The organism is Methylotenera sp. L2L1 (assembly GCF_000744605.1).
In the GTDB taxonomy this organism is placed as follows: Bacteria; Pseudomonadota; Gammaproteobacteria; order Burkholderiales; family Methylophilaceae; genus Methylotenera.
The window spans coordinates 1,641,594-1,666,004 of sequence record NZ_JQMG01000001.1 but is presented as its reverse complement, the minus strand read 5'-3'; the positions used below and the strand labels follow the sequence as shown (position 1 = coordinate 1,666,004).

Annotated in this window: 24 protein-coding genes; 6 read left to right on the top strand and 18 right to left on the bottom strand. The window is 44.0% G+C overall.

The window, feature by feature from the left end; genetic code table 11:
* Positions 1-117 precede the first annotated feature (117 nt).
* The 14 genes from FG24_RS07970 to rpoE form a co-directional block, all read right to left on the bottom strand.
* Positions 118-927 (bottom strand): tRNA threonylcarbamoyladenosine dehydratase, encoded by an 810-nt coding sequence (locus FG24_RS07970; RefSeq protein ID WP_036302408.1) that lies wholly within the window; start codon positions 925-927, stop codon positions 118-120.
* Complete coding sequence (gene acpS / locus FG24_RS07965; protein ID WP_036302407.1) at positions 927-1,304, bottom strand: holo-ACP synthase; 378 nt, start codon at positions 1,302-1,304, stop codon at positions 927-929. The genes FG24_RS07970 and acpS overlap by 1 nt, the downstream gene beginning before the upstream one ends.
* A gap of 28 nt (positions 1,305-1,332) precedes the next feature.
* On the bottom strand, positions 1,333-2,061 hold the full coding sequence (gene pdxJ / locus FG24_RS07960) for a pyridoxine 5'-phosphate synthase (RefSeq protein ID WP_036302405.1): 729 nt from the start codon (positions 2,059-2,061) through the stop codon (positions 1,333-1,335).
* 77 nt (positions 2,062-2,138) lie between these two features.
* A complete protein-coding gene (gene recO, locus FG24_RS07955) occupies positions 2,139-2,873 on the bottom strand; it encodes a DNA repair protein RecO (protein ID WP_036302404.1) in 735 nt (244 codons plus the stop codon).
* A gap of 34 nt (positions 2,874-2,907) precedes the next feature.
* Entirely contained in the window at positions 2,908-3,837 is a 930-nt protein-coding gene (gene era, locus FG24_RS07950) for a GTPase Era (protein ID WP_051901481.1), read from the bottom strand.
* Positions 3,834-4,526: a ribonuclease III gene (gene rnc / locus FG24_RS07945; protein ID WP_036304109.1), complete on the bottom strand. Its 693-nt coding sequence runs from the start codon at positions 4,524-4,526 to the stop codon at positions 3,834-3,836. The genes era and rnc overlap by 4 nt, the downstream gene beginning before the upstream one ends.
* A gap of 45 nt (positions 4,527-4,571) precedes the next feature.
* Positions 4,572-4,958, bottom strand: coding sequence for a DUF4845 domain-containing protein (locus FG24_RS07940; protein ID WP_051901480.1), 387 nt, complete (start codon positions 4,956-4,958; stop codon positions 4,572-4,574).
* 40 nt (positions 4,959-4,998) lie between these two features.
* Complete coding sequence (gene lepB, locus FG24_RS07935; RefSeq protein ID WP_036302402.1) at positions 4,999-5,778, bottom strand: signal peptidase I; 780 nt, start codon at positions 5,776-5,778, stop codon at positions 4,999-5,001.
* 68 nt (positions 5,779-5,846) lie between these two features.
* Positions 5,847-7,640 carry a translation elongation factor 4 gene (gene lepA / locus FG24_RS07930; protein ID WP_036302401.1) on the bottom strand — a complete coding sequence of 598 codons (1,794 nt, stop codon included), beginning with the start codon at positions 7,638-7,640 and terminating at the stop codon, positions 5,847-5,849.
* A 186-nt stretch (positions 7,641-7,826) separates the two neighbouring features.
* Positions 7,827-9,236, bottom strand: coding sequence for a DegQ family serine endoprotease (locus FG24_RS07925; RefSeq protein WP_036302400.1), 1,410 nt, complete (start codon positions 9,234-9,236; stop codon positions 7,827-7,829).
* A 50-nt stretch (positions 9,237-9,286) separates the two neighbouring features.
* A complete protein-coding gene (locus FG24_RS07920) occupies positions 9,287-9,751 on the bottom strand; it encodes a SoxR reducing system RseC family protein (RefSeq protein WP_036302399.1) in 465 nt (154 codons plus the stop codon).
* Positions 9,752-9,777: 26 nt separating this feature from the next.
* Positions 9,778-10,749 carry a MucB/RseB C-terminal domain-containing protein gene (locus tag FG24_RS07915; RefSeq protein ID WP_036304104.1) on the bottom strand — a complete coding sequence of 324 codons (972 nt, stop codon included), beginning with the start codon at positions 10,747-10,749 and terminating at the stop codon, positions 9,778-9,780.
* A gap of 20 nt (positions 10,750-10,769) precedes the next feature.
* Complete coding sequence (locus tag FG24_RS07910) at positions 10,770-11,261, bottom strand: sigma-E factor negative regulatory protein (protein WP_036302398.1); 492 nt, start codon at positions 11,259-11,261, stop codon at positions 10,770-10,772.
* Positions 11,262-11,318: 57 nt separating this feature from the next.
* Positions 11,319-11,936 carry an RNA polymerase sigma factor RpoE gene (rpoE, locus tag FG24_RS07905; protein ID WP_036304101.1) on the bottom strand — a complete coding sequence of 206 codons (618 nt, stop codon included), beginning with the start codon at positions 11,934-11,936 and terminating at the stop codon, positions 11,319-11,321.
* Positions 11,937-12,236: 300 nt separating this feature from the next.
* On the opposite strand from rpoE, the gene nadB reads away from it, so the two are divergent.
* From nadB to FG24_RS07875, 6 genes are all read left to right on the top strand, one after another.
* A complete protein-coding gene (gene nadB / locus FG24_RS07900) occupies positions 12,237-13,877 on the top strand; it encodes an L-aspartate oxidase (RefSeq protein WP_081880958.1) in 1,641 nt (546 codons plus the stop codon).
* Between the two features lie 422 nt (positions 13,878-14,299).
* Positions 14,300-15,790 carry a DEAD/DEAH box helicase gene (locus FG24_RS07895; protein WP_036302395.1) on the top strand — a complete coding sequence of 497 codons (1,491 nt, stop codon included), beginning with the start codon at positions 14,300-14,302 and terminating at the stop codon, positions 15,788-15,790.
* Between the two features lie 24 nt (positions 15,791-15,814).
* Complete coding sequence (locus FG24_RS07890) at positions 15,815-16,276, top strand: YaiI/YqxD family protein (RefSeq protein WP_036302394.1); 462 nt, start codon at positions 15,815-15,817, stop codon at positions 16,274-16,276.
* A gap of 91 nt (positions 16,277-16,367) precedes the next feature.
* Positions 16,368-16,847: an FKBP-type peptidyl-prolyl cis-trans isomerase gene (locus tag FG24_RS07885; protein WP_036302393.1), complete on the top strand. Its 480-nt coding sequence runs from the start codon at positions 16,368-16,370 to the stop codon at positions 16,845-16,847.
* 43 nt (positions 16,848-16,890) lie between these two features.
* Positions 16,891-17,406, top strand: a complete 516-nt coding sequence (locus FG24_RS07880; RefSeq protein ID WP_036302392.1) for a hypothetical protein — start codon at positions 16,891-16,893, stop codon at positions 17,404-17,406.
* Between the two features lie 224 nt (positions 17,407-17,630).
* Complete coding sequence (locus FG24_RS07875) at positions 17,631-18,245, top strand: DUF4202 domain-containing protein (RefSeq protein WP_036302390.1); 615 nt, start codon at positions 17,631-17,633, stop codon at positions 18,243-18,245.
* Positions 18,246-18,404: 159 nt separating this feature from the next.
* Here the strand turns inward: FG24_RS07875 and FG24_RS07870 are convergent, their stop codons facing one another.
* Genes FG24_RS07870 through FG24_RS07855 form a run of 4 tightly spaced genes read right to left on the bottom strand, consistent with a single transcriptional unit; the run spans position 18,405 to position 24,391 of the window.
* Entirely contained in the window at positions 18,405-21,122 is a 2,718-nt protein-coding gene (locus tag FG24_RS07870) for a nitrate reductase (RefSeq protein ID WP_036302389.1), read from the bottom strand.
* Between the two features lie 5 nt (positions 21,123-21,127).
* Complete coding sequence (gene nirD, locus FG24_RS07865) at positions 21,128-21,442, bottom strand: nitrite reductase small subunit NirD (RefSeq protein ID WP_036302388.1); 315 nt, start codon at positions 21,440-21,442, stop codon at positions 21,128-21,130.
* A gap of 28 nt (positions 21,443-21,470) precedes the next feature.
* The gene (locus FG24_RS07860) at positions 21,471-23,165 is read right to left on the bottom strand and encodes a bifunctional protein-serine/threonine kinase/phosphatase (RefSeq protein WP_036302387.1); all 1,695 of its coding nucleotides are present in this window, start codon (positions 23,163-23,165) and stop codon (positions 21,471-21,473) included.
* Between the two features lie 20 nt (positions 23,166-23,185).
* Positions 23,186-24,391, bottom strand: a complete 1,206-nt coding sequence (locus FG24_RS07855) for a nitrate/nitrite transporter (protein ID WP_036302386.1) — start codon at positions 24,389-24,391, stop codon at positions 23,186-23,188.
* Positions 24,392-24,411: the final 20 nt, after the last annotated feature.

The following is a 24,411-nucleotide window of genomic DNA, read 5'->3' as shown; positions in this document are numbered from 1 at the left end:
ATCTATGATTACATTTCAGCTATTATGTATGCTTTCATCTACCAAGCGGCCTCAGCGACTCATCATGTGTGACCAGCTAAACATTCAGATAGATTAGGTCAGTAATCCATCACTTTGCTAATAAACTTTAAGTAAAGCTTTAAGCGCAAAAGCTGCTGCTGCAAAACCAAATGGCGCAGTTACGCATACACTAGAGCCATAACCAGCACAGTTAAGGCCTGTCACACCTGCGTTTGACTCTACATCACAGGCAGCATCCGGTTTAATCACTTCCTCATCGGAATAGACTGCCTGTATACCAAACTTATCAGATTTTTTGGAGTTAGTCGCTTTAGGGAACTGATAATCTCGACGTAACTGGTTACGCACTTTCGCCAATAAGCGGTCACCAGACACATGTGCCAAATCAGCGACTTGTATACGTGTAGGGTCTAGCCTACCGCCTGCTGCACCTACCGTGACCAGTGGCAATTTGTGTTGACGACAGTAAGCAGCAATCGCTATTTTGGCTTTAGCATCATCAATACAATCAATCACGTAATCATATGAACGGCTTAACATCACACTTACGTTTTCAACGGTCACGAAATCTTCAATCTCATGCACCTGTGCGTATGGATTAATACTCAGGATACGCTCGCGCATCGCAGTTACCTTGGCTTTACCAAAGGTATTATCTACAGCATGTAACTGACGGTTAACATTAGATTCTGCTACATTATCCAAGTCTATTAAAGTAATCGTCCCCACCGCATTACGCGCTAAGGCTTCTGCCGCCCAGCTACCTACCCCACCAATACCAATGACACAAATATGCGATGACTGCAGCTTAGCTAGTCCATCTGCACCATACAGCCGAGCAACACCACCAAAACGGCGTGCAATATCTGGTGTATTTAAATCAAGCAAGCTTGCAGTTGTTGCCATTATATTTCCAGCACCACAAATGCAGCAGCCAAGTTTTTCTCATCACTAATACTAATGTGCGTTTTACTGATACTTTTTGAATCCAAAAATGCTTGTAGCACCGGTGCCAACAACAAGATAGGCTTACCTAAATCGTCATGAGAAACTGCGATATTCTGCAAAGTAGCAGGCGCACGTAGCCCTGTACCTAGCGCTTTAGAAAAAGCCTCTTTTGCAGCAAACCGTTTTGCTAAAAAACGCGGTTTAATATTGGATTGCTGATAACTTGGCATTTCACTTTCTGCCAAAATCTTTTTTGCAAACGTATCACCAAACTCTGCAACAGAGTCGTTAATACGCGCAACTTCAACCACATCTGTACCAATTCCAAAAATCATTAATCGCCTTTTAGCTGTTACCAGAGTACTACTTAGGTGCAAATTCTTTCATCAAAGACTTCATTTCACGTACTGCATTATCCCAACCCACAAATAAGGCATGTGCCACAATCGCATGGCCGATATTGAGCTCTTCAAATCCATACATACGTGCAACGTGGTGTACATTATGATAATGCAAGCCATGACCCGCATTTACCACCAGTCGCGCATCTTTAGCATGATGCAAAGCGCGTTCTATACGATCTAGCTCTGCAATCTGTACACGCTCAACTTCAGCATCCGCAAAAGTCCCTGTATGCAATTCAATCACTGGCGCACCAGTTTTAACCGCTGCGTCAATCTGTGCTAAATCCGGTGCAATAAACAGTGACACACGAATACCTACATCGCTCAGTTTCTGTACCGCATGTTTAACTTTGTCAAAATGGGCAATCACATCTAGCCCGCCTTCAGTGGTGCGCTCTTCACGACGCTCAGGCACCAAGCACACATCTTGTGGCATCACTTTAATCGCGATATCGAGCATTTCATCGGTCACTGCACATTCTAGGTTCATTTTGGTTTGTAACAGTGGACGCAATGCGAAGATATCAGCATCTTGCATGTGGCGGCGATCTTCGCGCAAATGTAGAGTGATACTGTCCGCACCAGATTGTTCTGCGCGCAAAGCAGCTTGTACTACACTAGGATATTTAGTGCCACGTGCCTGACGAATCGTTGCAACGTGATCAATATTAACACCTAATTTAATCATGATTTTATAACCCTATAAATCGTAATATTATGGCAGTCCTCATACAAACGCAGTATTGAGCTGCCTCAAGAAGTTAGTCAGTAGCCCTGTAAATCAATTAATAATTGTCGGGTATGTAAAGGCTTGTCGCCCAAGTAATGCGCCAATAAATAACGCATCAGTTGCTTACTCTGCTGTTGCGTTTGCTCATCACGATAATCATCGTTCGACATATCAATTAAAGTCTTGCCAGATAATGGCACACCAGTTTCATGGCGACTTAATGTACCTCGTATTGGGTATGCACCATGCTCGGCTTCATAACGGTAATGTTGCTCTGTAAGTATAGGCATACTATTGGCATCTAAGTGTAACGGGATTGCATATCCCAACTCTTGCAAAAACTTCAATTCAAAGCGACGTAGCGTCGTTGCCAAGTCCTGACTAATCGCCAATGACTTTAAGGTATCTGCATAATACTCAAACAATGTTTCATGCGGGTCTTCTCGCGGTAGCAACCTCAACAATAATTCGTTGAGATAAAAACCACACATCAGCGCCTCTCCCTGCAGTAATGGCAACACACCATTCCATTCAAGACTATGCAGTGTCTTTAGCTCTAACTTACCAGACCAAGTAGCTAACATAGGCTGAAAAGCCTGCAACATGCCACGCATTGCAGAGCGTGGGCGTCGCGCACCTTTTGCAGTCGTGGCAACGCGCCCGAAGTCACGCGCAAATAACTCCACCACTAAACTGGTTTCTTTGAAAGGATAAGTATGTAGCACGTAAACGGCTTGATTATCCTGACGATGTGTACTCACCGAGGCCATAGGGTCTCTACTTATATATCTCTCTACTAGCGCATTAATAGCCTAATGATTTTAGCGCACGCGCATCATCCGCCCAGCCGCCTTTAACTTTCACCCATGTTTCTAGATAAACTTTACCGCCAAACAGTTTTTCCATGTCTTGTCGTGCTTCGGTAGAAATTTGCTTGAGCTTTTCACCATTTTTACCAATCAACATTGGCTTTTGGCTCTCTTTATCGACAATGATGGCGCAAAAAATACGGCGCAATTTACCTACCACTTCAAACTTTTCAACTTCCACCGCTACTGAATATGGAATTTCATCGCCAAGCAACCTGAATATTTTCTCGCGGACTAACTCAGCCGCAAGGAAGCGTTCATTCTTATCGGTCAACTCATCTTCAGAGTACATCGCCGCTTGCTCAGGCAAATAGGTGCGAATAGATTTTAATAATTCATCTAAATTCAAGCTCTTCTTAGCACTGACCGGGACGATTTCCGAAAACGGGAATTCCAAGTCAAAGTCCTGAATCAATGGCAACACATTACCTTTATCGCCCATCAAATCCAGCTTATTCACCACTAAGATAGTCGGTGTCTTATCTGACAATAACTGCAATACCTTGCGATCTGCGTCGCCCAACTTCATTGGCTCAATCACAAACAGTACTACGTCTACCTCTGTCAGCACTTGTGTGACGGTCTTATTAAGACCTTTATTCAGCGCATTTAAGTGTTTTTGCTGAAAACCTGGCGTATCCACAAATAAATACTGCGTATCGTCTGTGGTATGTATACCTAATAGGCGATGGCGTGTGGTTTGCGCCTTACGTGAAGTAATCGCCAACTTCATCCCTAAAATATGGTTTAGTAGCGTGGACTTACCCACGTTCGGGCGCCCGACAATTGCCACTGTACCGCACTTAAAGGGGCCATCGAAAGCAGTCACTGCTTTCACTTCAAGCTCTTGATTAATATCTGTCATTTTTTAGCTTTTCCAATATGGAGTTTATTTAACGCAAGCAAAGCAAGTTCTGCTGCCTGCTGTTCAGCAATGCGACGGCTTCTGCCTTCACCTACTGTGCGAATTTGATGTTTTTCAACCAGGCACTCCACCACAAATTTTTGCTCGTGCGCTTCACCGCTAGTGTGTGTGACCGTGTATTCGGGGACTGCGATTTTTTTACTTTGCAACAACTCTTGCAATAAAGACTTAGGGTCTTTATCAATCACTTTAGGATCAATCGTCTCTAATTTATTAGCATAAAGCCCTAACACAAAGGTTTGGGCGGCTTCAAAGCCACTATCAAGATAAACTGCGCCGATAATCGCCTCAAGCGCATCGGCTAAGATAGAAGGTCTACGCCAGCCTGCGCTCTTTAGCTCGCCTTCGCCCAAGAGCAAAGCATCACCAAGATTGAGTGATAAGGCAATTTCAGACAAAGTCGCCTCTTTAACCATTTGCGCACGTAGACGACTTAAATCGCCCTCGGCCAATTTTGGAAAGCGCTGATACAACTGATGCGCAATAATAAAATTTAAAGCACCATCGCCTAAAAACTCTAGGCGTTCATTATTTAGTCCAGCATAGCTCCGGTGAGTGAGCGCTTGTGTTAACAAGTTTTCATTCACAAATTGATGCGACAAGCGCCTTAATAAGTCTTGCTTAGACATCAACACCACCAAAAGTTACCTGCTTATTTATATCTCTAAAATCCACTACTTACCATCACTACGGGCTGAAAAATCAATCAGCACACTTACATTACCAATAATAGGCCTGACAACCTCATAGTCCACCATGACCACCGTACCACTCGCACCTTTTTCAACCACAAGATCAGCACCAGTCACAACCTCAACATATGAAGTAGAGGCGCGTTTATTAAACGAATCTTTTATTTCTTTAGTCGTCATCGTGCTAAGCGATTCGTCTTGCATCGCTTTCAACACTTTTTTTACCGACATAAACTCAATATAAGCTGGCGTCACCTTCATGACAATTAAAGCAATAAATACGATAAACACACCGACTATCAGCATGCCAAGTAAAGTTGCACCATGTTGATTTTTAGCACTTTTCATATTCATCAATTTATTTACCATGCTGATCTCCATACTGATTGAAGTTGGTACGACTAAAGAACTACTCTATTTTATTACCGATTCTAGACCCCTGATCAAAGTTCATCCAGATAAAAAACGCTTTGCCGACAAGATTCTGCTCAGGAACAAACCCCCATACGCGGCTATCTGAACTATTATCACGATTATCCCCCATCGCCAGATAATGTCCATCAGGCACGGTGACATCTTCGCCCTCTGCAAATTTAGCCCCTATCGTGTCCGCATCATAGTTACCAATCACATCATGCACTAAAATATCATGTTTTTTAGCGCCTAACTGCTCGTGGTATTGCTGGGCCTCAACCACATTAAGCCCAGACATCACATACTCATAATTTCCAGCACTTTTCACCTCAACTGGGCGCCCATTAATCGTTAAGCGCTTATCTTGATAACTGATTTTATCTCCTGGCAACCCAACTACGCGTTTAATGTAGTCAATAGAAGGATTAGGTGGGTAGTGAAACACAATCACATCACCACGTGCCGGTTTATTCACCGTCAAGAATGTGTTGTTTAAAATTGGCACACGTAGCCCATAGGTAAATTTATTCACTAAAATAAAATCACCTGCCAATAAAGTTGGCATCATTGAGCCTGATGGTATTTTGAATGGCTCTACAATAAACGAGCGAATTAGAAATACCGCTAAAATGACCGGAAAAAAGCTTTTAGCATACTCAACCAAGACAGGCTCATCTACCCCTACTGGGCGTTTCTTACTTAACACTAAACTATCAAACAGCCATATCAGCCCTGTCACCAGCAATACGACTATCATGAAAAGCGCGAACATCATGGCGTTTACCTTATTTTCTTATTTATATTACTTTTGTACATATATAGCTTTTGTTTTATGTACAGCTTTTATTTGTCTTCTACTCTTAAAATTGCTAAAAACGCTTCTTGCGGGATTTCAACGTTACCCACTTGCTTCATGCGTTTTTTACCCTCTTTTTGTTTCTCTAGCAACTTACGCTTACGGGTAATATCACCGCCATAACATTTTGCAATCACGTTTTTACGCATCGCTTTTACGGTTTCACGCGCAATAATGTTGGCGCCGATTGAAGCCTGAATTGCCACATCAAACATCTGACGTGGGATTAATTCACGCATTTTTGCTGCCACTTCACGGCCACGGTAAACACTATTGCTGCGATGCACGATTAAACTCAATGCATCTACGCGCTCGCCGTTCACCATGATATCCAGTTTCACCAAATCAGCCGCACGGAACTCTAAAAACTCGTAATCCATACTTGCATAGCCGCGTGATACAGATTTTAGTCGATCAAAGAAGTCCAACACTACCTCATTCAATGGCATTTCATAGCTCAGCATCACTTGACGACCCAGATATTGCATATTGCGCTGAATACCACGTTTGCCATTACATAAGGTCATCACTGGACCAACATAGTCTTGTGGCATCAATAAATTCACCACAATCACCGGCTCACGAATCTCTTCAATACGTGATGGTTCAGGCAAGCGTGATGGGTTCTCAATCTGCGTCACTTCGCCATTTTTTAGCAGCAACTCGTAAATTACCGTTGGTGCAGTAGTAATCAAGTCCATGTCGTATTCGCGCTCTAAACGCTCTTGCACAATCTCCATGTGCAACAGGCCTAAGAAGCCGCATCTGAAACCAAAGCCCAATGCCGTTGAGTTTTCTGCCTCAAACAACAAGGACGCATCATTCAAACTCAGCTTTTCCAGTGCGGTACGCAACGCTTCAAACTGGTTTGACTCAACTGGGTACAAACCTGCAAACACTTGCGGTTTGACTTCTTTAAAGCCTGCCAGCGGCTCTGCTGCCGGCTTACCAGCCAAGGTCACAGTATCCCCCACTTTAGCTGCAGCCAGCTCTTTAATACCGGCAATCACAAACCCTACCTGACCTGCAGACAGCGAGGTCTTCTGTAATGATTTTGGTGTAAACACGCCCACCTGCTCGCACAAATGCTCAGAGCCAGTCGCCATCAGGCGAATCTTATCTTTAGGTTTTAGTGTACCGTCTATCACGCGCACTAGCATTACCACGCCCACATAGTTATCAAACCAAGCATCAATGACCAAGGCTTTTAATGGCTTAGTGACATCACCCACAGGTGGTGGCACTTTAGCAATCACTGCTTCCAATACATCACGAACACCTACACCGGTTTTTGCGGAACAGCGCACAGCATCTGAGGCATCCACGCCTATCACTTCTTCAATTTCCTGAATCACGCGATCAGGGTCTGCTGAGGGCAAGTCAATTTTATTCAGCACCGCAGTCACTTCAACGCCCAAATCTAATGCGGTATAGCAGTTAGCCACGCTTTGTGCTTCTACACCCTGACTGGCGTCAACCACCAGCAACGCACCTTCGCAAGCTGAGAGTGAGCGCGAAACCTCGTAGCTAAAATCCACGTGACCCGGAGTGTCAATTAAATTCAGATGGTAAATCTGTCCGTCATCTGCTTTATATTCCAAAGCTGCTGTTTGCGCTTTAATCGTAATACCACGCTCACGCTCAATATCCATAGAATCAAGCACTTGCGCTTCCATCTCACGATCTTCCAAGCCACCACACAAGTGAATAATTCGATCTGCCAAGGTGGATTTACCGTGATCGATGTGAGCAATAATGGAGAAGTTACGAATGTTTTTCATGTTTAATTTTAATAATGACTAAATTGACGGCGAACGAGCTGTTCAGATAACAATAAAAGCGAGCTTAACAATAAGGGCGCACTAGGCGCCCTTATTGTTAACCGAACAGCTCGGATTTTACAGCAAATTCAAAGTATTAACATCTATAGATTAAGCTTACTGTCTAATTACGTTGCAAGATGGTGTTTACTTAGCTGCTGGGATTTTAACCGGCACATACAAGGTATTCTCACCACGCAACACAAGCAAGGCAACAGATTTGCCTGCACCAAAACTGGCTAGCTGCTTATTAAACTGCTCAAGACTTTGTACCTCTGTGTTGTTCAAGCCCAGCACGACATCACCGCGTCTAATACCAGCTTGAGCAACCACACCTTGCGCCTCAATCACCAACAGGCCATTTTTCCCATTGAGTTTTTTCTTTTGCTGTGGCGTCAGTTCTTTTAAAATCAAACCAACACGATCAGCCTCCTGCTTCACAGATGGCTTATTCGCTTGCGCAGACTCTGATGAATCCGAAGGCATTTCACCAACAGCAATACTCAATATTTTTTCATTGCCTTTACGTAAAATCTCTACAGGTACAGCTTTGCCAGGCTTAGCAGTGCCAACTGCTCTAGGCAAATCAGAAGAACTGGCAATCGACTTTCCATCAAACTTAGTAATCACATCACCAGCCTCTAAGCCTCCTTTATCAGCAGGCCCACCTTTTTCAACACCTGCCACCAAAGCGCCATTGGTATTCTTCATACCAAATGATTCTGCCAGATCTTTGCTCAACTCTTGAATCACCACACCCAGCCAACCTCTGGTTACTTTGCCAGAAGCTTTTAGCTGATTAGTCACCTCAAGCGCCACGTCAATAGGAATACTGAAAGACAGCCCCATAGAACCACCACTGCGGCTATAAATTTGCGAGTTAATCCCCACCACTTCACCAGCCAGATTAAACAATGGCCCACCAGAGTTGCCTGGGTTAATGGCCACATCGGTTTGAATAAATGGCACAAAGTTTTCTTGTGGCAAAGCTCTACCCTTTGCACTCACGATACCTGCGGTCATCGTATTCTCCAGACCAAATGGAGAACCAATCGCTGCTACCCACTCACCTACTTTCAGCTTATTCGGGTCACCAGTCACCACTTTAGGTAAGCCTGTTGCTTCGATTTTAACCAGTGCAACATCAGTACGTTTATCTGCACCAATAATCTTCGCTTTAAATTCACGCTTATCTGATAATTTAACAATCACCTCATCAGCTTCAGACACCACATGCGCGTTGGTTAAAATATAACCATCACTACTAATAATAAAACCAGAACCTAAAGACTGAGATTTATATTCGGGTTGCGCACCGCCATTTTGACCAGGAAGGTTAGGAATGCCGAAGCGCTTAAAGAACTCCTGCATTTGTTCATCGCCCAACATACCAGGAAGCTGCACATTACTTGCACGCATACTTTGTGTGATACTAATGTTAACCACAGCAGGCCCCTGCTTCTCTGCCAACTCAGTAAAGTCCGGCAAATCTTTAGCATTCACATTAACCGCAGAAAACAAAAAAAATGTCACTGCAGCAAGCCAATTTCTTATCATCTACTCACCTCGTTTAGTTTGAAAAATCATGTTAAATCAATATGATCGTGTCACGTATCTTTGGCGTCATTATCAACATCACAGGATGACACACCATCTGCATGGCGCAATATGATTGCCTGCTGTTTAGTGTCATCAACTAGATGCGACTTAACCCACACAAAACCGATGAGCAATCCAAATATAGCAGAGACCATCACGTATAGTTGATTGTGAGCTAAGACATCAGCCACCACGGAAAAGATAATGAGGCTCAACAACGGCACAACATAAAGAAAAAAAACCGATCGCAATGCAACACGCTCATCAATGCCAACCACGACACTATCGCCTACTTTTGCATGGATGGCATTCTGCGCTATAAATGTTTGGGTTTTATGACCAACTAACTTGCCCCAGGTTGCATTTCCACAACCACGTTTTTGACCACAAATACCACATGCAGTCCTACGTTCAATTTCCAATTCAGCGAGCCCCTGCTGACACTGAACCACTACGGCATATTCTTCTATCATAGTAATAACTAAAACCGACCTTACGCTTACTTACTAATGACCACTGCATTTGCAATCTGCACGACAGTTGCCTCTGGCACCTCACCAACCGCGGTGACTAGGTGCCCATTATTAACCGCAGCATAAAAGCTAGTGCTACCAGTGGTCACCAATGCAACTTTAGTCTTACCACTTTTATTAGTAGGCTCTATAAATAAAGAGACTGATGCTAATCCATCTGAGAAAATCATATGCATGACGGGGTAAGGCTTGCCTGGCACCATGCGCACCATTTGGTCTACTTTACGATAGCCGGCTGGTAGCTCTTTAATTTCCCAAGTCACCGACAATTTTCCATCAGGCAGAATAACCGGCTCATCCTCCATCACGTAATTCTTTTTGCTATCAATTTTTGGTGTAAACCAATCCAGCCCCACTGAGTTTAATAATGACAATCGGTTAAACCCAATGCTTTCTATAATCTCACTGCGCTGATTAAACCTAACGGATCTCAACAACAAACCATACTCACTGTCGATCCAAAATTTATAGCTATAACGCAATCGATCTTTTGGCTCTAAAAACAAAACCTGCGCCTGTCGGTCAGCCACACGCTCATGAGTACTTAAATGTACAGAATAATTGTCTTTTATCGTATCAAAATTTAACGGCAATATGGCAGGAAACATATTCTGGCCACGTCTTTTTTCAATAACAATTTTTTCATTTTTTTGATTGTAGATAACGAGATTACTACCCTGACTTAACACCTCACGAGTTGCACCATCTAACACAACATTTCTGGCAAACTCATTTCTGCCATCAAATAAATGGGTGATTTGTACAGACTTGGCCTGCTGACCGGTTTGACAAACAAAAATACCTTCGTAACTTAACGCGCGTGCTGCAACAGCCGCTTTTTGCAACATAATCCATAGCTCATCATCTGTGGCAGCATAACCAGCAAAGCTTGTTACACATAGCGCAAATAGCGCAATTCCTGCAAGAACTTTAGCCAAAACAACTCGACTGATTGAAATCATTCTGAATAATTCACCGATTGAATATAGTATGAACTTGTTGATGGTGCTGATGATTGATGTGCCGTTAAATACTCGGCAGGGATTGATTCATTGGTCGTAGCGGTCACTTCAGCGACCTCTATTACAGCTGACGGGTGATCTGGTTGGGACTGTTGCTGCAAAGCCATCCAGCCTACCACCATCACCGCTGCAAATGATGCGGCAATTGACCATCTTGCAGGCAGCTTATCTTTAAGCAGCTCCGTTTTGTTGATGACTGCTTGCGAAGCACTAGGAGCCAACACTGTCGGCTCCTGCTCAATCTTCTGCATCAGCCTTTGCTTAAAGTCCGAAGCAAGAGCGACATCACCGCGCATCGCATCACCAATCAAATGGTAATGATTCCAAGTCTGCGAAGCTTGCTTATTGGCATGAATTGACGTAATCAGATGATCAGCATCATCTACTGCGATTTCATCATCCATTAAAGCAGATATTTGTTCACTCATTATTTACTCCTAATACACTCTTAAACAATGCATTGTTACTCTCGGGCTTTAATTTAATTACCAGCGTTTGTTATCTGGCGTATCCAACAAAGGTCTTAATTTCAGCGCAATGGTCTCGCGTGCCCTAAATATTCTTGAGCGCACTGTACCAATTGGGCAGCTCATGATGGTTGCAATTTCCTCATAGCTCAAGCCTTCAATCTCGCGCAAAGTGATTGCCGTTTTCAACTCCTCAGGCAAGCCCTCAACGGTATCATTAACAGTCTGCGCGATCTGCTTGGTCATCATGCTAGATTCTGGTGTTTCTGTTGTACGTAATTCGTCACCGCTATCGAAATTTTCAGCATCTTCGATTTCAATATCAGTAGACACAGTGGGACGACGCCCCATAGAAACCAAGTAATTTTTTGCCGTATTGATACCGATACGATATAGCCAAGTATAAAAAGCACTATCGCCTCTGAAATTTGGCAATGCACGATAAGCTTTAATAAATGACTCTTGCACGACATCTTCTATTTCGGCTTGGTCGCGAATCATGCGTGACAACAATCGAGCCAATTTACGCTGATATTTATCAACCAGCAGCCCGAACGCGCGCTTATCCCCGCGTTGCGCGCGCAAAACAAGCTCATGATCGATTTCACGATTACCAGAAGCTGGCGCAGTAGCCACTAGTTGCAACCCTTCTGCCAGACCCACTTTAGCCTGTCCAATTTTATTATCAAATTTCTCACTTCTATAAGTATAACCTTGGCCAGCAGGTTGAATGAAGTTAAATTGGGCTAATTCCTGAATTTTACTGGGTTGTATCATTACGTTCGCCTCCACAGCTTAAAAATTTTCATTTAAATAAATTAAACGATTACTTTATTTATATTTACAACGTTATTTCTATTGCCTTTTGTAATGACCGCGATACACTCTCAGAAGTTCCTAACAACTCAACTCTCCCCCACACAATTCTTGTAAATTATGCAGCAATTTGATGTTTTAATTATTGGCAGTGGCTTAGCAGGACTATCGCTTGCACTGCGGACTGCTGATCATAAAAAAATCTGTCTGGTCAGCAAGCGCCGCATTAACGATACAGCCAGCAACTGGGCGCAAGGCGGTATTGCCGCAGTCCTTAACAATGATGATTCAATTGATGCACATATTCAGGACACTCTGATTGCAGGTGCAGGACTTTGTGACGAAGCAGTCACAAAAAAAGTGGTAGAACACGGCAAAGAAACCGTAGAGTGGTTAATAGAACAAGGCGTCAAATTCACACGCGAAAACAATAATAGCAATTACCATCTAACCCGTGAGGGTGGCCACAGCCATCGCCGCATTATCCATGCAGCAGACGCAACAGGTAATGCGGTTCAAACTACGCTCGCTGACCAAGTCAGGCAGCACCCCAACATCACCTTACTTGAGAATCACATTGCCGTCGATTTAATTACGACGCATAAGGTTAAAAATCCCAACCAAAAAATTGCTGACGACAACGCATGCCTTGGCGCTTACGTGCTGGACAATAGCAGCGGGAAAGTAATAACGATTGGCGCGCACAACACTGTATTAGCCACAGGTGGTGCAGGAAAAGTATATTTATACACCACTAACCCAGACGTTAGCACTGGCGATGGCATGGCAATGGCATGGCGCGCGGGTTGCCGTGTTGCAAACATGGAGTTTATCCAGTTTCACCCAACCTGTTTATTTCACCCCCATGCTAAATCGTTTTTAATCTCCGAGGTAGTAAGAGGCGAAGGTGGTTTGCTCAAGCTGCCGGATGGCACTCGATTTATGCCTGAGCATGACCCGCGTGCAGAACTTGCATCGAGAGATATTGTGGCGCGTGCCATAGACTTTGAAATGAAAAAGCGCGGGCTTGACTGTGTTTATCTGGATATTTCACATAAACCACTCGACTTTATTCAAGAACACTTTCCTAATATCTATAAGCGCTGTTTGGAATTAGGCATTGATATCAGCAAAACACCTATTCCAGTTGTGCCGGCAGCGCACTACACCTGTGGTGGCGTCATGACAGATGATAAAGGTCAAACAGACGTCAAGCATCTATATGCGATTGGTGAAACCTCTTGCACTGGTTTGCATGGCGCAAACCGATTAGCCAGCAACTCATTATTAGAATGCCTAGTGTTTGGCAAGGCAGCCGCTGAAGATATTCTTAATCAAACACCACGTGCACTGCCGCATTTGCCATATTGGGATGAAAGCCGCGTGACTGACGCAGATGAAGAAGTGCTCATCACCCATACATGGGATGAGTTACGTCGATTCATGTGGAACTATGTTGGGATTGTGCGCACAGATAAACGCCTGAGCCGCGCATTGCACCGTATTCACATGTTGCGCGATGAAGTACATGAGTTTTATAGCAACTTTAAAATCAGTAATGACTTAATAGAACTACGTAACTTGCTACAGGTTGCTGAATTGATTGTAAGAAGCGCGATTGAGCGTAAAGAGAGCAGAGGCTTACATTTCAGCAAAGATCATCCCAACACTGACGAAGACCCTATTCCTACAGTGCTTGAGCCCTCAAACTACTACAGCATATTAGACCGTGAACATGGTCACAACCATGCCAAACATTAGTACAAAGCACTAGCGATTAAACGAAAAACCAATCTCTTGGGCCTTAGTATTACTTCATCTGTGTCCATCATTTGACCAACCATTTGATGTTGACATTACAAATATTTTTATCTAGCTTTAATTTCAATCTACCGTATAATCACAAAAAATCTAATGCCCTACGCAACCAATCAGCGTAGCGGTCTTTTTACCTCTCATCTTTATTCACACAAATAAATGATGATTACTGTTGCCTACCTCGATTGGTGTTACTTTGATAGTGATGGGTTGGCGATAGAAGCGCTGAAAAAGTCAGCGAGCGTAATAAATAGCATCGTGCGCCCAACGCAAATATTGTAAAAACAATAGTATTGCCAGCTAGCTGTTTAACCGTTCAACCACTCATACAGAACTTCGCTAAATTTCCAAGCTGGAGCTACACTTTGACTATTGAAACAACAAACACACTTAACTTTGATGCGTTAGGTTTATCTGAACCTATCTTGCGCGCGATTAACGACGCAGGCTACACATCACCAACCCCAATTCAGGCCAATGCCATTCCACTCGTATTAACCGGTGGCGACTTATTGGCTGGCGCTCAAACTGGCACAGGTAAAACCGCAGGCTTTACCTTACCGATTTTACATTTACTTAGCCAAAAGCCATTAGCAGAAGTTGCAAAAAGCCGCCCGCGCTGCTTAATGCTCACCCCCACACGTGAACTTGCTGCACAAATTGAAGAGTCAGTAAAAACTTATGGTAAATACCTACCACTTACTTCGACTGTAATTTTTGGTGGCGTAAACGCTAACCCACAAATTGCAAGACTGAAAAAACCACTCGATATTTTAGTCGCAACACCAGGTCGCTTGCTTGACCATGCTAATCAAAAAAATGTTGATTTGTCTGGTATCGAAATTTTAGTATTAGATGAAGCTGACCGTATGTTAGACATGGGCTTTATCCGTGACATCAAGAAAATACTCGCGATGCTGCCAAAGCAACGTCAAAACTTACTGTTCTCAGCAACGTTCTCTGAAGAAATCAAAACCTTAGCCGATGGCCTATTACACAATCCGGGCTTTGTTGAAGTTGCACGCCGCAACACAGCGTCTGAATTGGTTGAACAAACAGTCCATATGGTGCCACAGGCACATAAACGTGACTTAGTGAGCCACTTGATTAAGCATCACGACTGGAAGCAAGTGTTAGTATTCACTCGCACTAAGCACGGCGCTAACCGCTTAGCTGAAAAGTTAATTAAAGACGACATTCAGGCAGCAGCAATTCATGGCAATAAGAGCCAAGGCGCTCGTACCAAAGCACTTGCTCAATTTAAAGACGGCAGTATGCGCGTGTTAGTCGCAACCGACATTGCAGCACGTGGTTTAGATATTGACCAATTGCCGCAAGTGGTGAACTTTGAATTACCAAACGTGCCGGAAGACTATGTACACCGTATTGGACGTACTGGCCGTGCTGGCAGCAGTGGTGCAGCAGTTTCGTTGGTTGATAGAGAGGAAATTAAGCTATTAAAAGACATTGAAAAATTAATTAAACGCGAAATTCCAAGAATAAGCGTTGAAGGATTTACGCCAGCAGCCAACCCAGAGCCAGAAGCGCCACGTGCCCCTCGCCCACAACAAGGCCAACGTCGTAAACCACAGGAAAACGGCAGACAAGCTGCGCCACAAAAAAATGGCGCCCCAACCCACGGTCAACAACCGAAGCGTACACAGACCGCACCAGCTCAACCTCGGTCACAAAAACCAATGTCTGAGGCAGCTAGACACCAAGCCATGCCGCAAGCTGCAATATTTGCACCACAGCCAACCAACAACGGCAACCGTAGCCATGCTCCGCGTGGTCAGCAAAACAGAGGCACAGCAAACTCAGGCAGCCAACACAGAACTGGTGGCAGAAGCCGCTAAAGCAATAATTAAATAACATAAATGATGAAGATTTGGGTTGATGCCGATGCATGCCCAGTTGTGATTAAAGAGATTTTATTTAGAGCAGCTGAGCGCACCAAAATTACGACGACACTCGTCGCTAATCAGTTTTTACGCACCCCGCCTTCTGCTTATATCAAAACCATACAAGTACCCAGTGGTTTTGATGTGGCAGACAACCATATCGTGCTCGCACTAGCGGCTGGAGACTTGGTGATTACGGCAGATATTCCACTGGCTGCACAAGTCGTGGAAAAAGGTGCATATGCCCTAAATCCACGTGGTGAGCTCTATACTGAGGCTAACATTAAGGAGCGCCTAAGTATGCGTAACCTGGTGGAGGAGCTACGTAGCAATGGTGTGGAAATCAGTGGGCAATCAGCCTTTAACCAAGGTGACAGACAAGCGTTTGCTGCATCACTAGATAAACTAATCGCTAAACACCTGAAGCACGTACAAACCTGAAAATAAATATTGCCTACATTTAAGCATTTTCAAAAATATAGATTAAAATTTCAACATTAATTTTTAAAAAACCTAGGTAGAGGATTTCACCATGCAAATTGCAATGAACACTGTTGTCACAATGACTTACGAACTTAAAGATGCTGATGGCAACGTGCTTGAATCAAGCAATGATCCAGTAGCGTACCTACATGGTGGTTATGACAATATTTTCCCAAAAGTAGAAGAAGCCATGCATGGTAAAGATGTCGGCGATGTAGTGATTGTCGATTTACAACCTGCTGATGCGTTTGGTGAATACGATGAAGAATTAGTACAAATTGAACCAGCAAGCGCTTTCCCTGCTGCTGAGCTTAAAGTAGGCATGCAATTTGAAGGTGAAGATGAAACTGGTGATGTTGTGCTATACACAGTCACAGAAATTGCTGACGGCAAAGTGATTGTTGACGGAAACCACCCTTGGGCTGGCGAACGCGTTGTGTTCACTGCAACCATTAAAGATGTTCGCACTGCAAACAAAGAAGAAGTGGCGCACCAACATGTGCACGGTGCAGGCGGCCATCACCACTAATAAGCAACTATCATTTACCTAAAAACGCTCACAGCCTACTCATATGAAACCATTCTTGCTTAGCGTCACCACCTGTGTGTTGTTTTGTTCTGCACAGGTGGCACTGGCTGCCACGATGTATCGTTGTGGCAACAGTTTCCAAGACACTCCATGTGCTAACCAGAACTACAGTAAGAGCATGAAAGCTGCCAAGGCTAGTAACTCTACGGCAAAAAATGGAGATTTATCTCCATATCAAGTCGATGCAGACTGCAAACAACGTGGTGATGCGGCAAAGAAAATGATGTGGCTTCGTGAGACAGGTAAAACAAAAGAAGAACAGTTAGAGAGAGCCGAAGACGAGCAGACTCAGGCACTAGTGAACGAGGTTTACAACAACCGAGGCACCTCTTTAGAAGTGAAAAATGCGATTGAACAGTCATGTATGCAGCAAAAAGAGCAAAGTAAGCTTGCTGAAGAACTGTTAAAAGAAGCGAAGCGACTTAAGAAAAACCCGTACTCCCCTGCTGGTAATGTTGCATCAGAGAAGTCATTGGCCACAGGCAAAGCAAGTGACTAGTCGATTAATGATTACTCATTAATTCAAATTAGCACGTGAATCTAGCGCATTAAGCGAGCCTCCATCAACACATGGGATTTACCATAGGCTCAATGCCAGCAAAGTACTGACTTGATTCATCATTCCAGTTCAGAAAAGTGAAAACCTTAGGCGCAATACGCTAATGTTTAACCGATCAGTTACGTTAAGACGTAGACTCAACTCTCAAGGACTTCCATCAATACATGAATATCTCAAACCTATCAAAATTTGACCAAGCGATTGCGCACTTCGACGCATTTAATGCGGCTGATCCTAACTTAGAAGTTGCTGATGGCATCACTTTCGCAAAAGAATTACTTTATGCGCAACGAATGACAGCAATGCTTAATCGTTATACAGAAAATACATCGGAAGCTTTACAACTTGCAGCGAGATGTCAGCATATTGGCCGTTGGAAAACACCACGCACTGACTATCCAATGACCAAAGCTGGATACCATCAGTGGCGAAACGCGCTAAAGTCATTTCATGCAGACACCGCACAAAACATTTTAAGTGAGCTTAAGTATGATGATTCCGTCATAGACCGCGTGTGCACGTTAGTTAGAAAAGAACTGCCAAGAACCGATATTGAAGCGCAAACGCTTGAAGATGTAATCGTATTAGTATTTCTTGAACACTATCTTGAGCAATTTGTTGCCACACATAGTGATTATGAAGAATCAAAGTTTGTAGATATCTTAGTGAAGTCTTTAAGAAAAACCTCTAAAGAGGCACACCAGTTCATCCTCACCATGACCACATTACCAACGGCATTAGCGCCATTGGTGAAAAAGTTAGTCGCAGAACACTTTTAACCAATACCGAACTATCGCCAATTAATCACTACGATATAAAGAAATGATCATAAAAAAGCGCGCCATGAATACTCATGGCGCGCTTTTTTATTCTAGTGGTAAGTATTCAGCCCAAGTATAAGAATCAGCACTCAATACGAATCGACCTAATTACGCGTCTTAATGCTTAGCGTGTATGCGTACCAACTGCTTCAATTCTGGCACACATGATCCGCACTGCGTACCGCACTTAAGCTTGCTCTGCAATGTCAGTAAGTCTGCACCCAATTGGATATTGTCGATAATTTCGTTCTCTGCAACATCTAGGCAGTTACATACGATTTTACCGCGGCTACGCTGGCCGGCAGGCGGTGCACTTAATGGCGCCAACGCCCAGCGACGTAACTCAGGGCTAAACTCGCCTGTTCCCATCACATCTTTAAGCCAAGCAGTGGCTAAAGTTTCACCCACCAACCTAACACCTGTTACCTCCGCCTTATTTTCCAAGTTTGTTTCAACTAGAATACGCTTACTAATACCGCGCTTAGCATCCAGATAGTTGAGTAAAGGCGCGTCGCCTGTCATACCAAGTAGCGCATCTATGTCTTGAATCACCTGCGCATCAGGCGCTTCTGTGTGTGCTGCCCTTAGGATAAGCATACCACAATGGGTTTCTGTCTCCCGACCAAAAAGCCCACAGCTAGCGTACTCAAAATGAGATAAAAAGCCTCTTATTTGTTGCATCACGTCTAAACTATGAATAGTGCGCATTACCGTCATACGCCAAGGAAGTTCTAACTTTTCTAGCTTAATCGCTGTGTGCTTAAGTTCCGGCTGCTTAGAGGTTTTGTCATACGCTGACGGCATTAATGCATTAACGCCTAAACCGTTCATATACTGGCTACCCCAGTGCATCGGGATAAAGGTCTGTGACGGTTTTACCTCGTCTGACAGCTGAGCCGGCAACACTAAACTGCCGCGTTTATTACTGACTTTGACGATATCTCCGTTTTTAATAGAGCGCCGCATCATATCGTCAGCACTCATGTGAATCACTGGCTCTTCCGCATGGTTAAACAGCTGAGCAACGTTACCGGTGCGGCTCATGCCATGCCATTGGTCACGTAAACGGCCCGTGAGCAAGTGCAACGGGTAGCGCGCATCTGTTTTATCAGCAGTGCCTTTATAAACTGCGTTCACAAACTGCGCTTTACCATCAGGCTTTTGAAACACGCCATCAGCATACAGGCGCGCTTGACCTGTGACATCACCTTCTTTAAATGGCCATTGTTGTGGGCCTTGCTCATTAAGCAAAGTATAGCTCAAGCCAGTAATGTCTAAATCTCTTCCGCGTGTGGTTTCACGGTGCTCATTAAAGATTTGCTCGGTAGTAGTATAGGGAAATAATTCACTATTTTTTGCAAGTCTACGCTCTAAACGCTGTGCGAAATCCACCACAATTTCCCAATCATGGCGCGCCTCTGCTGGTGTGGCAACCGCTGGGTTCACTCGCGTGATACGGCGCTCAGAGTTAGTAACAGAGCCCTCTTTTTCACCCCATGTGCTGGCTGGCAGCATCACATCGGCATATTGAGCAGATTCAGTATTATTAAAGGCATCTTGTATCACCACGAACGCAGCGGTGTCTAATGCTTCTAGCACGTTATTCAAGTCTGGCATGGAGTGCGCAGGGTTAGTACAAGCAATCCAAATGGCTTTAATACTGCCATCTTTGACTGCATTAAACATTTCAATGGCTGATTTACCCGGTGTTTCAGGCACGCTTTCCACACCCCACAACTTGGCCACCTCTGCGCGATGCTCTGCATTCGCTAAATCACGATGACCAGATAACAGCGTAGCCATACCGCCCACTTCACGTCCGCCCATGGCATTAGGCTGACCCGTCAGTGAGAATGGCCCAGCACCAGGCTTACCAATTTGCCCGGTAGCCAAATGTAAGTTGATAAGCGCCGCATTTTTTTCTGTGCCGTGGATAGACTGGTTCAAGCCCATGCAGTACATAGAAAGGCTTGGGCCTTTACCAAACCATTTGGCCGCAGTGATGATATCCACTTCTTTAATGCCGCAAATATCGGCCACCATTTTAGGTGTATATTCGCGTACGGTTTCTTTTAGCTCAGAAAAACCATTGGTGTATGCATCAATATAGGCATTGTCCAACATGCCTTCCCATAACATGACATGCAGCATGCCATTAAATAGTGCAACATCAGTGCCCGGCAAAATCGCCAAATGCAAATCTGCTGCTTTAGCTGTGTCAGTCTGACGTGGGTCAACCACTATTATTTTTAAATTAGGATTTTTCTCTTTTGCATCTTCAATACGACGATAAATAATCGGATGCGCAAATGCAGTATTTGAGCCTGCAATGAATAAACACTCGGTATGGTCAATGTCTTCATAGCAGGCAGGTGGTGCATCGGCACCTAAAGTCACTTTATAACCAGCAACCGCAGATGACATGCACAGGCGCGAGTTAGTATCTACGTTGTTAGTGCCAATCAAGCCTTTGGCAAGTTTGTTAAATACGTAATAATCTTCAGTGAGTAATTGCCCAGAAAGATAAAAAGCAACACTATCAGGACCATGTGTTTCTATTGTTTTCGCAAACTTCTCAACCGCTAAGTCTAGCGACTCATCCCATGTAGCTTTCTTGCGTGGTAAATCACGATTAGTGCGCAGCTCAGGGTAAAGCAGGCGATTATCCAGCTTAGCTGAAAGATGCAGCGTAGAACCTTTAGTACACAAACGTCCAAAGTTTGCCGGATGTTGCGGATCACCTTTAACATCGATAATTTTGTCATTTTCAGAGTGAATAATCACCCCGCAGCCAACGCCGCAGTAACAACAAGTACTTTTAGTTTGCTTAATCAAGTCAATTACTCTTTTAATTCTAAATAAACGACGCCATCTTCAATTTTAGTGTTGAAACATGCGGTTGCGCCTTCATCTGGTTCATCCGCTTTACCATCCACTAGGCTGATTTTCCAGCTATGCAATGGACAAGCAATTTTGTCACCGTACACAATACCTTCTGATAATGGGCCGCCTTTGTGTGGGCAACTATTATTTACAGCGTAGATACGGTCATCTGCTAAGCGAAACACGCCGATATCAATATCTTTACTGCGCACAACACGTGCACCTAATTTAGGGATTTCTTCAAGAGGTGCAACTCTTACCCAATTACTCATTTTAGTCCTACCTTTATATCTAGTTTAATCACGAAACTGCTAACAAATAAATCAATAAAAAATTTAAGATTAACGAAAAAATCGCTATCCATTGCCATTTAACCAACCTAGCACGTGCAATCAAAGGTGTACGTGCCGGAGGCAAAATAGGCTTTAACTCACCATGCTCAAGTGCAATCAGCATTTCTTCTGCCGTTTCAAACCGCACTTTAGGGTCGGTGGCAATTGCTTTTAATACAATGTTTTCTAACCAATACGGAATATCCGGACGGTATCTTGTCGGTGCTGTAGGGCTACCAAATTTTGGGTGCTGAAAAGGTTCTATTTCACCATGCGGATATTTACGTGTGAGCAAATGATACAGCGTAACGCCTGCCGCATAAATATCACTTTGAGGTGTTGCCGTTTCACCTTCAAACAACTCCGGCGCCATATAGCTAGGCGTACCTGGATTTTGTACTACATCCGATTTATTCGTTTGCATACTCAATGCAACGCCTAAATCTAAAATACGCAGTCGCTGGTCACTGCCCTGATGCACATTGGCAGGCTTAATGTCTCTATGTACAATATTGAGGCGATGTAAGGCGCCAATACCGCGCATCATATCGATGCCAACTTTAAGGATACCAGCTACCGTAAAGTGGTGTCCGCTATCTAATCGTTGTTGTAACGTTGCACCCTCATGCCAGCTCATCACATAGTAAAGCTTGCTTCGCTTCTCTACTGAAACTGGAAACACCTGTGGCACATACTGAGAAACCACACGTTTTGCTAACCACTCTTCATTGAGCAAGCCATGACAGCTCTCAGTGTCAGTTGCTAAGGCTGGTTGCAGGGTCTTTAATACAAACAGTTGTTTAGTCGTCGCATGCCGTACTTTGTATAGCAAACTAGCCCGTGACTCATACATCACTTCAAGTACTTCAAAGTCATCAATATAGTCACCCACACTTAACTTATCTGGCACAGTGAGATGCTTACCACCAGCTAAAAGCTCCAATAGGGTATCTTCACCCAAGGCAGTGACTCTTAACACAACCGCAGTCGAGTTATCCTGACTGCCTTTTTCAATCGCCGTTTTAGTGAGGTGATCACAAATCATTTGTGGGTTATTGTATAAGCCCAACAGCTTATGGATACCTTGCTCACCTACGCTATCCCACACGCCGTCGCTCATTAAAGCAAACACGTCACCTGCTTGTAATGCACCTTCAGAGAAGTCTACTTCTAGATGTCGATCTAAACCCACTGCGCGCTTTAAAACATGACGCATATCTGGTCTATCCCAAACGTGGTCTGTCGTTAGTTGCTTTAGTACACCGTTCCGTAATAGATAAATACGTGTATCGCCCACATGCGCTGCATAATAACGCTGCCCACGCAACACCAGTAATGACAACGTTGTCGCCATACCAACCATATCGCTGTTAGCATTGGCCTGTGCAATTAGCCAGCGATTTGCAGCTGTCAGCACTTTGTCTAAAGAAGTAAGCGGCTCCCAAGTATCTGGTGTGGCGTAGTAATCTGTGGTGACGGTACGCACCGTCATCTCAGAAGCCTCACCACCACCAGCATTGCCACTTACACCATCCGCGATTGCAAACAGTGCACCTTTCACACTTAATTGCTCACCGGATGGCGTTACTAGGCCAACATAATCTTCATTACGTGTTCTAGGTCCGACAAGGCTAGATTGGCCTACAGTAAATTGAAGTGACATAGAAACTCTTAATACCTATTTTATACCTTGGCAGTCGTTGCTGCTCCCCAAGTAGTACGCCAGCGTGTTTTAACACCAACTAAACCTAATACTGCTAAAGCAGCAAGCCCAGCAAAAATCAGTATACCAACTTGATAGCTACCCGTGGCTTGTTTAATGATACCTAAGCTTGATGCTAAGTAAAAACCACCAACACCACCCGCCATGCCCACCAAACCGGTCATGACACCAATTTCTTTACGGAAACGTTGTGGCACTAACTGGAATACCGCGCCGTTACCCATGCCTAAAATCGCCATTGTAGGCACAATCACCCATAACGCCAATTGATATGTTGGTTGACCAAAACTCATCACTACCAACAATATTGAAGCCAATATGTACATGGTAAGTAAAGTGCGTATACCACCAACACGATCAGCTAACCAGCCACCTAAAGGACGTACTAGCGAACCTGCAAATACACATGCTGCGGTACAGTAGCCAGCAACTACAGGGCCTAGCGCATATAAGTCATTGAAGTAAATAGTCAGTGATGATGCCAAGCCTACAAAACCACCAAAGGTAACGCTGTAGAAAAACATGAACCACCAAGCGTCTTTATCTTTAAGAATCTGCATGTATTGACTTAACGATTTTGCAGCAGGTGCGTCAGGTGCATCTTTTGCAAAAATAATATAAATAAACATGGCGATACTTAATGGAATCAACGCTAATCCAAATACATTATTCCAACCATACGCTACAGCTAAACCTGGTGCAAACAATGCTGCAAACACTGTACCAGAGTTACCTGCACCAGCAATACCCAATGCTGTACCTTGATGCTCAGGTGGATACCAACGGCTAGCTAAAGGCAATGCAACAGCAAACGCAGCGCCAGCAAACCCTAAACCCAAACCTAGCATCAAAGTATGTTGGAAAGTTTGTAAGCCATGTAACCACGCAACTAACAAGCTAGCCAGTACAACAACTTGACCAATTAAACCAGCCATCTTCGGTTTAATCTGATCAACGAGAACACCCATGACAATACGCAACAAAGCGCCAGCTAAGACAGGTGTTGCCACCATCAGGCCTTTTTCTGCCGGTGTAAGTTGCAGGTCCGTCGCAATTTGCACTGCTAATGGGCCTAACAGCACCCACACCATAAAACTTAAATCAAAATACAAAAAAGATGATAGTAAGGTCGGGGTATGACCTGATTTCCAAAAACTAGATTTCATTATGTTGTTTCCTAATCTTA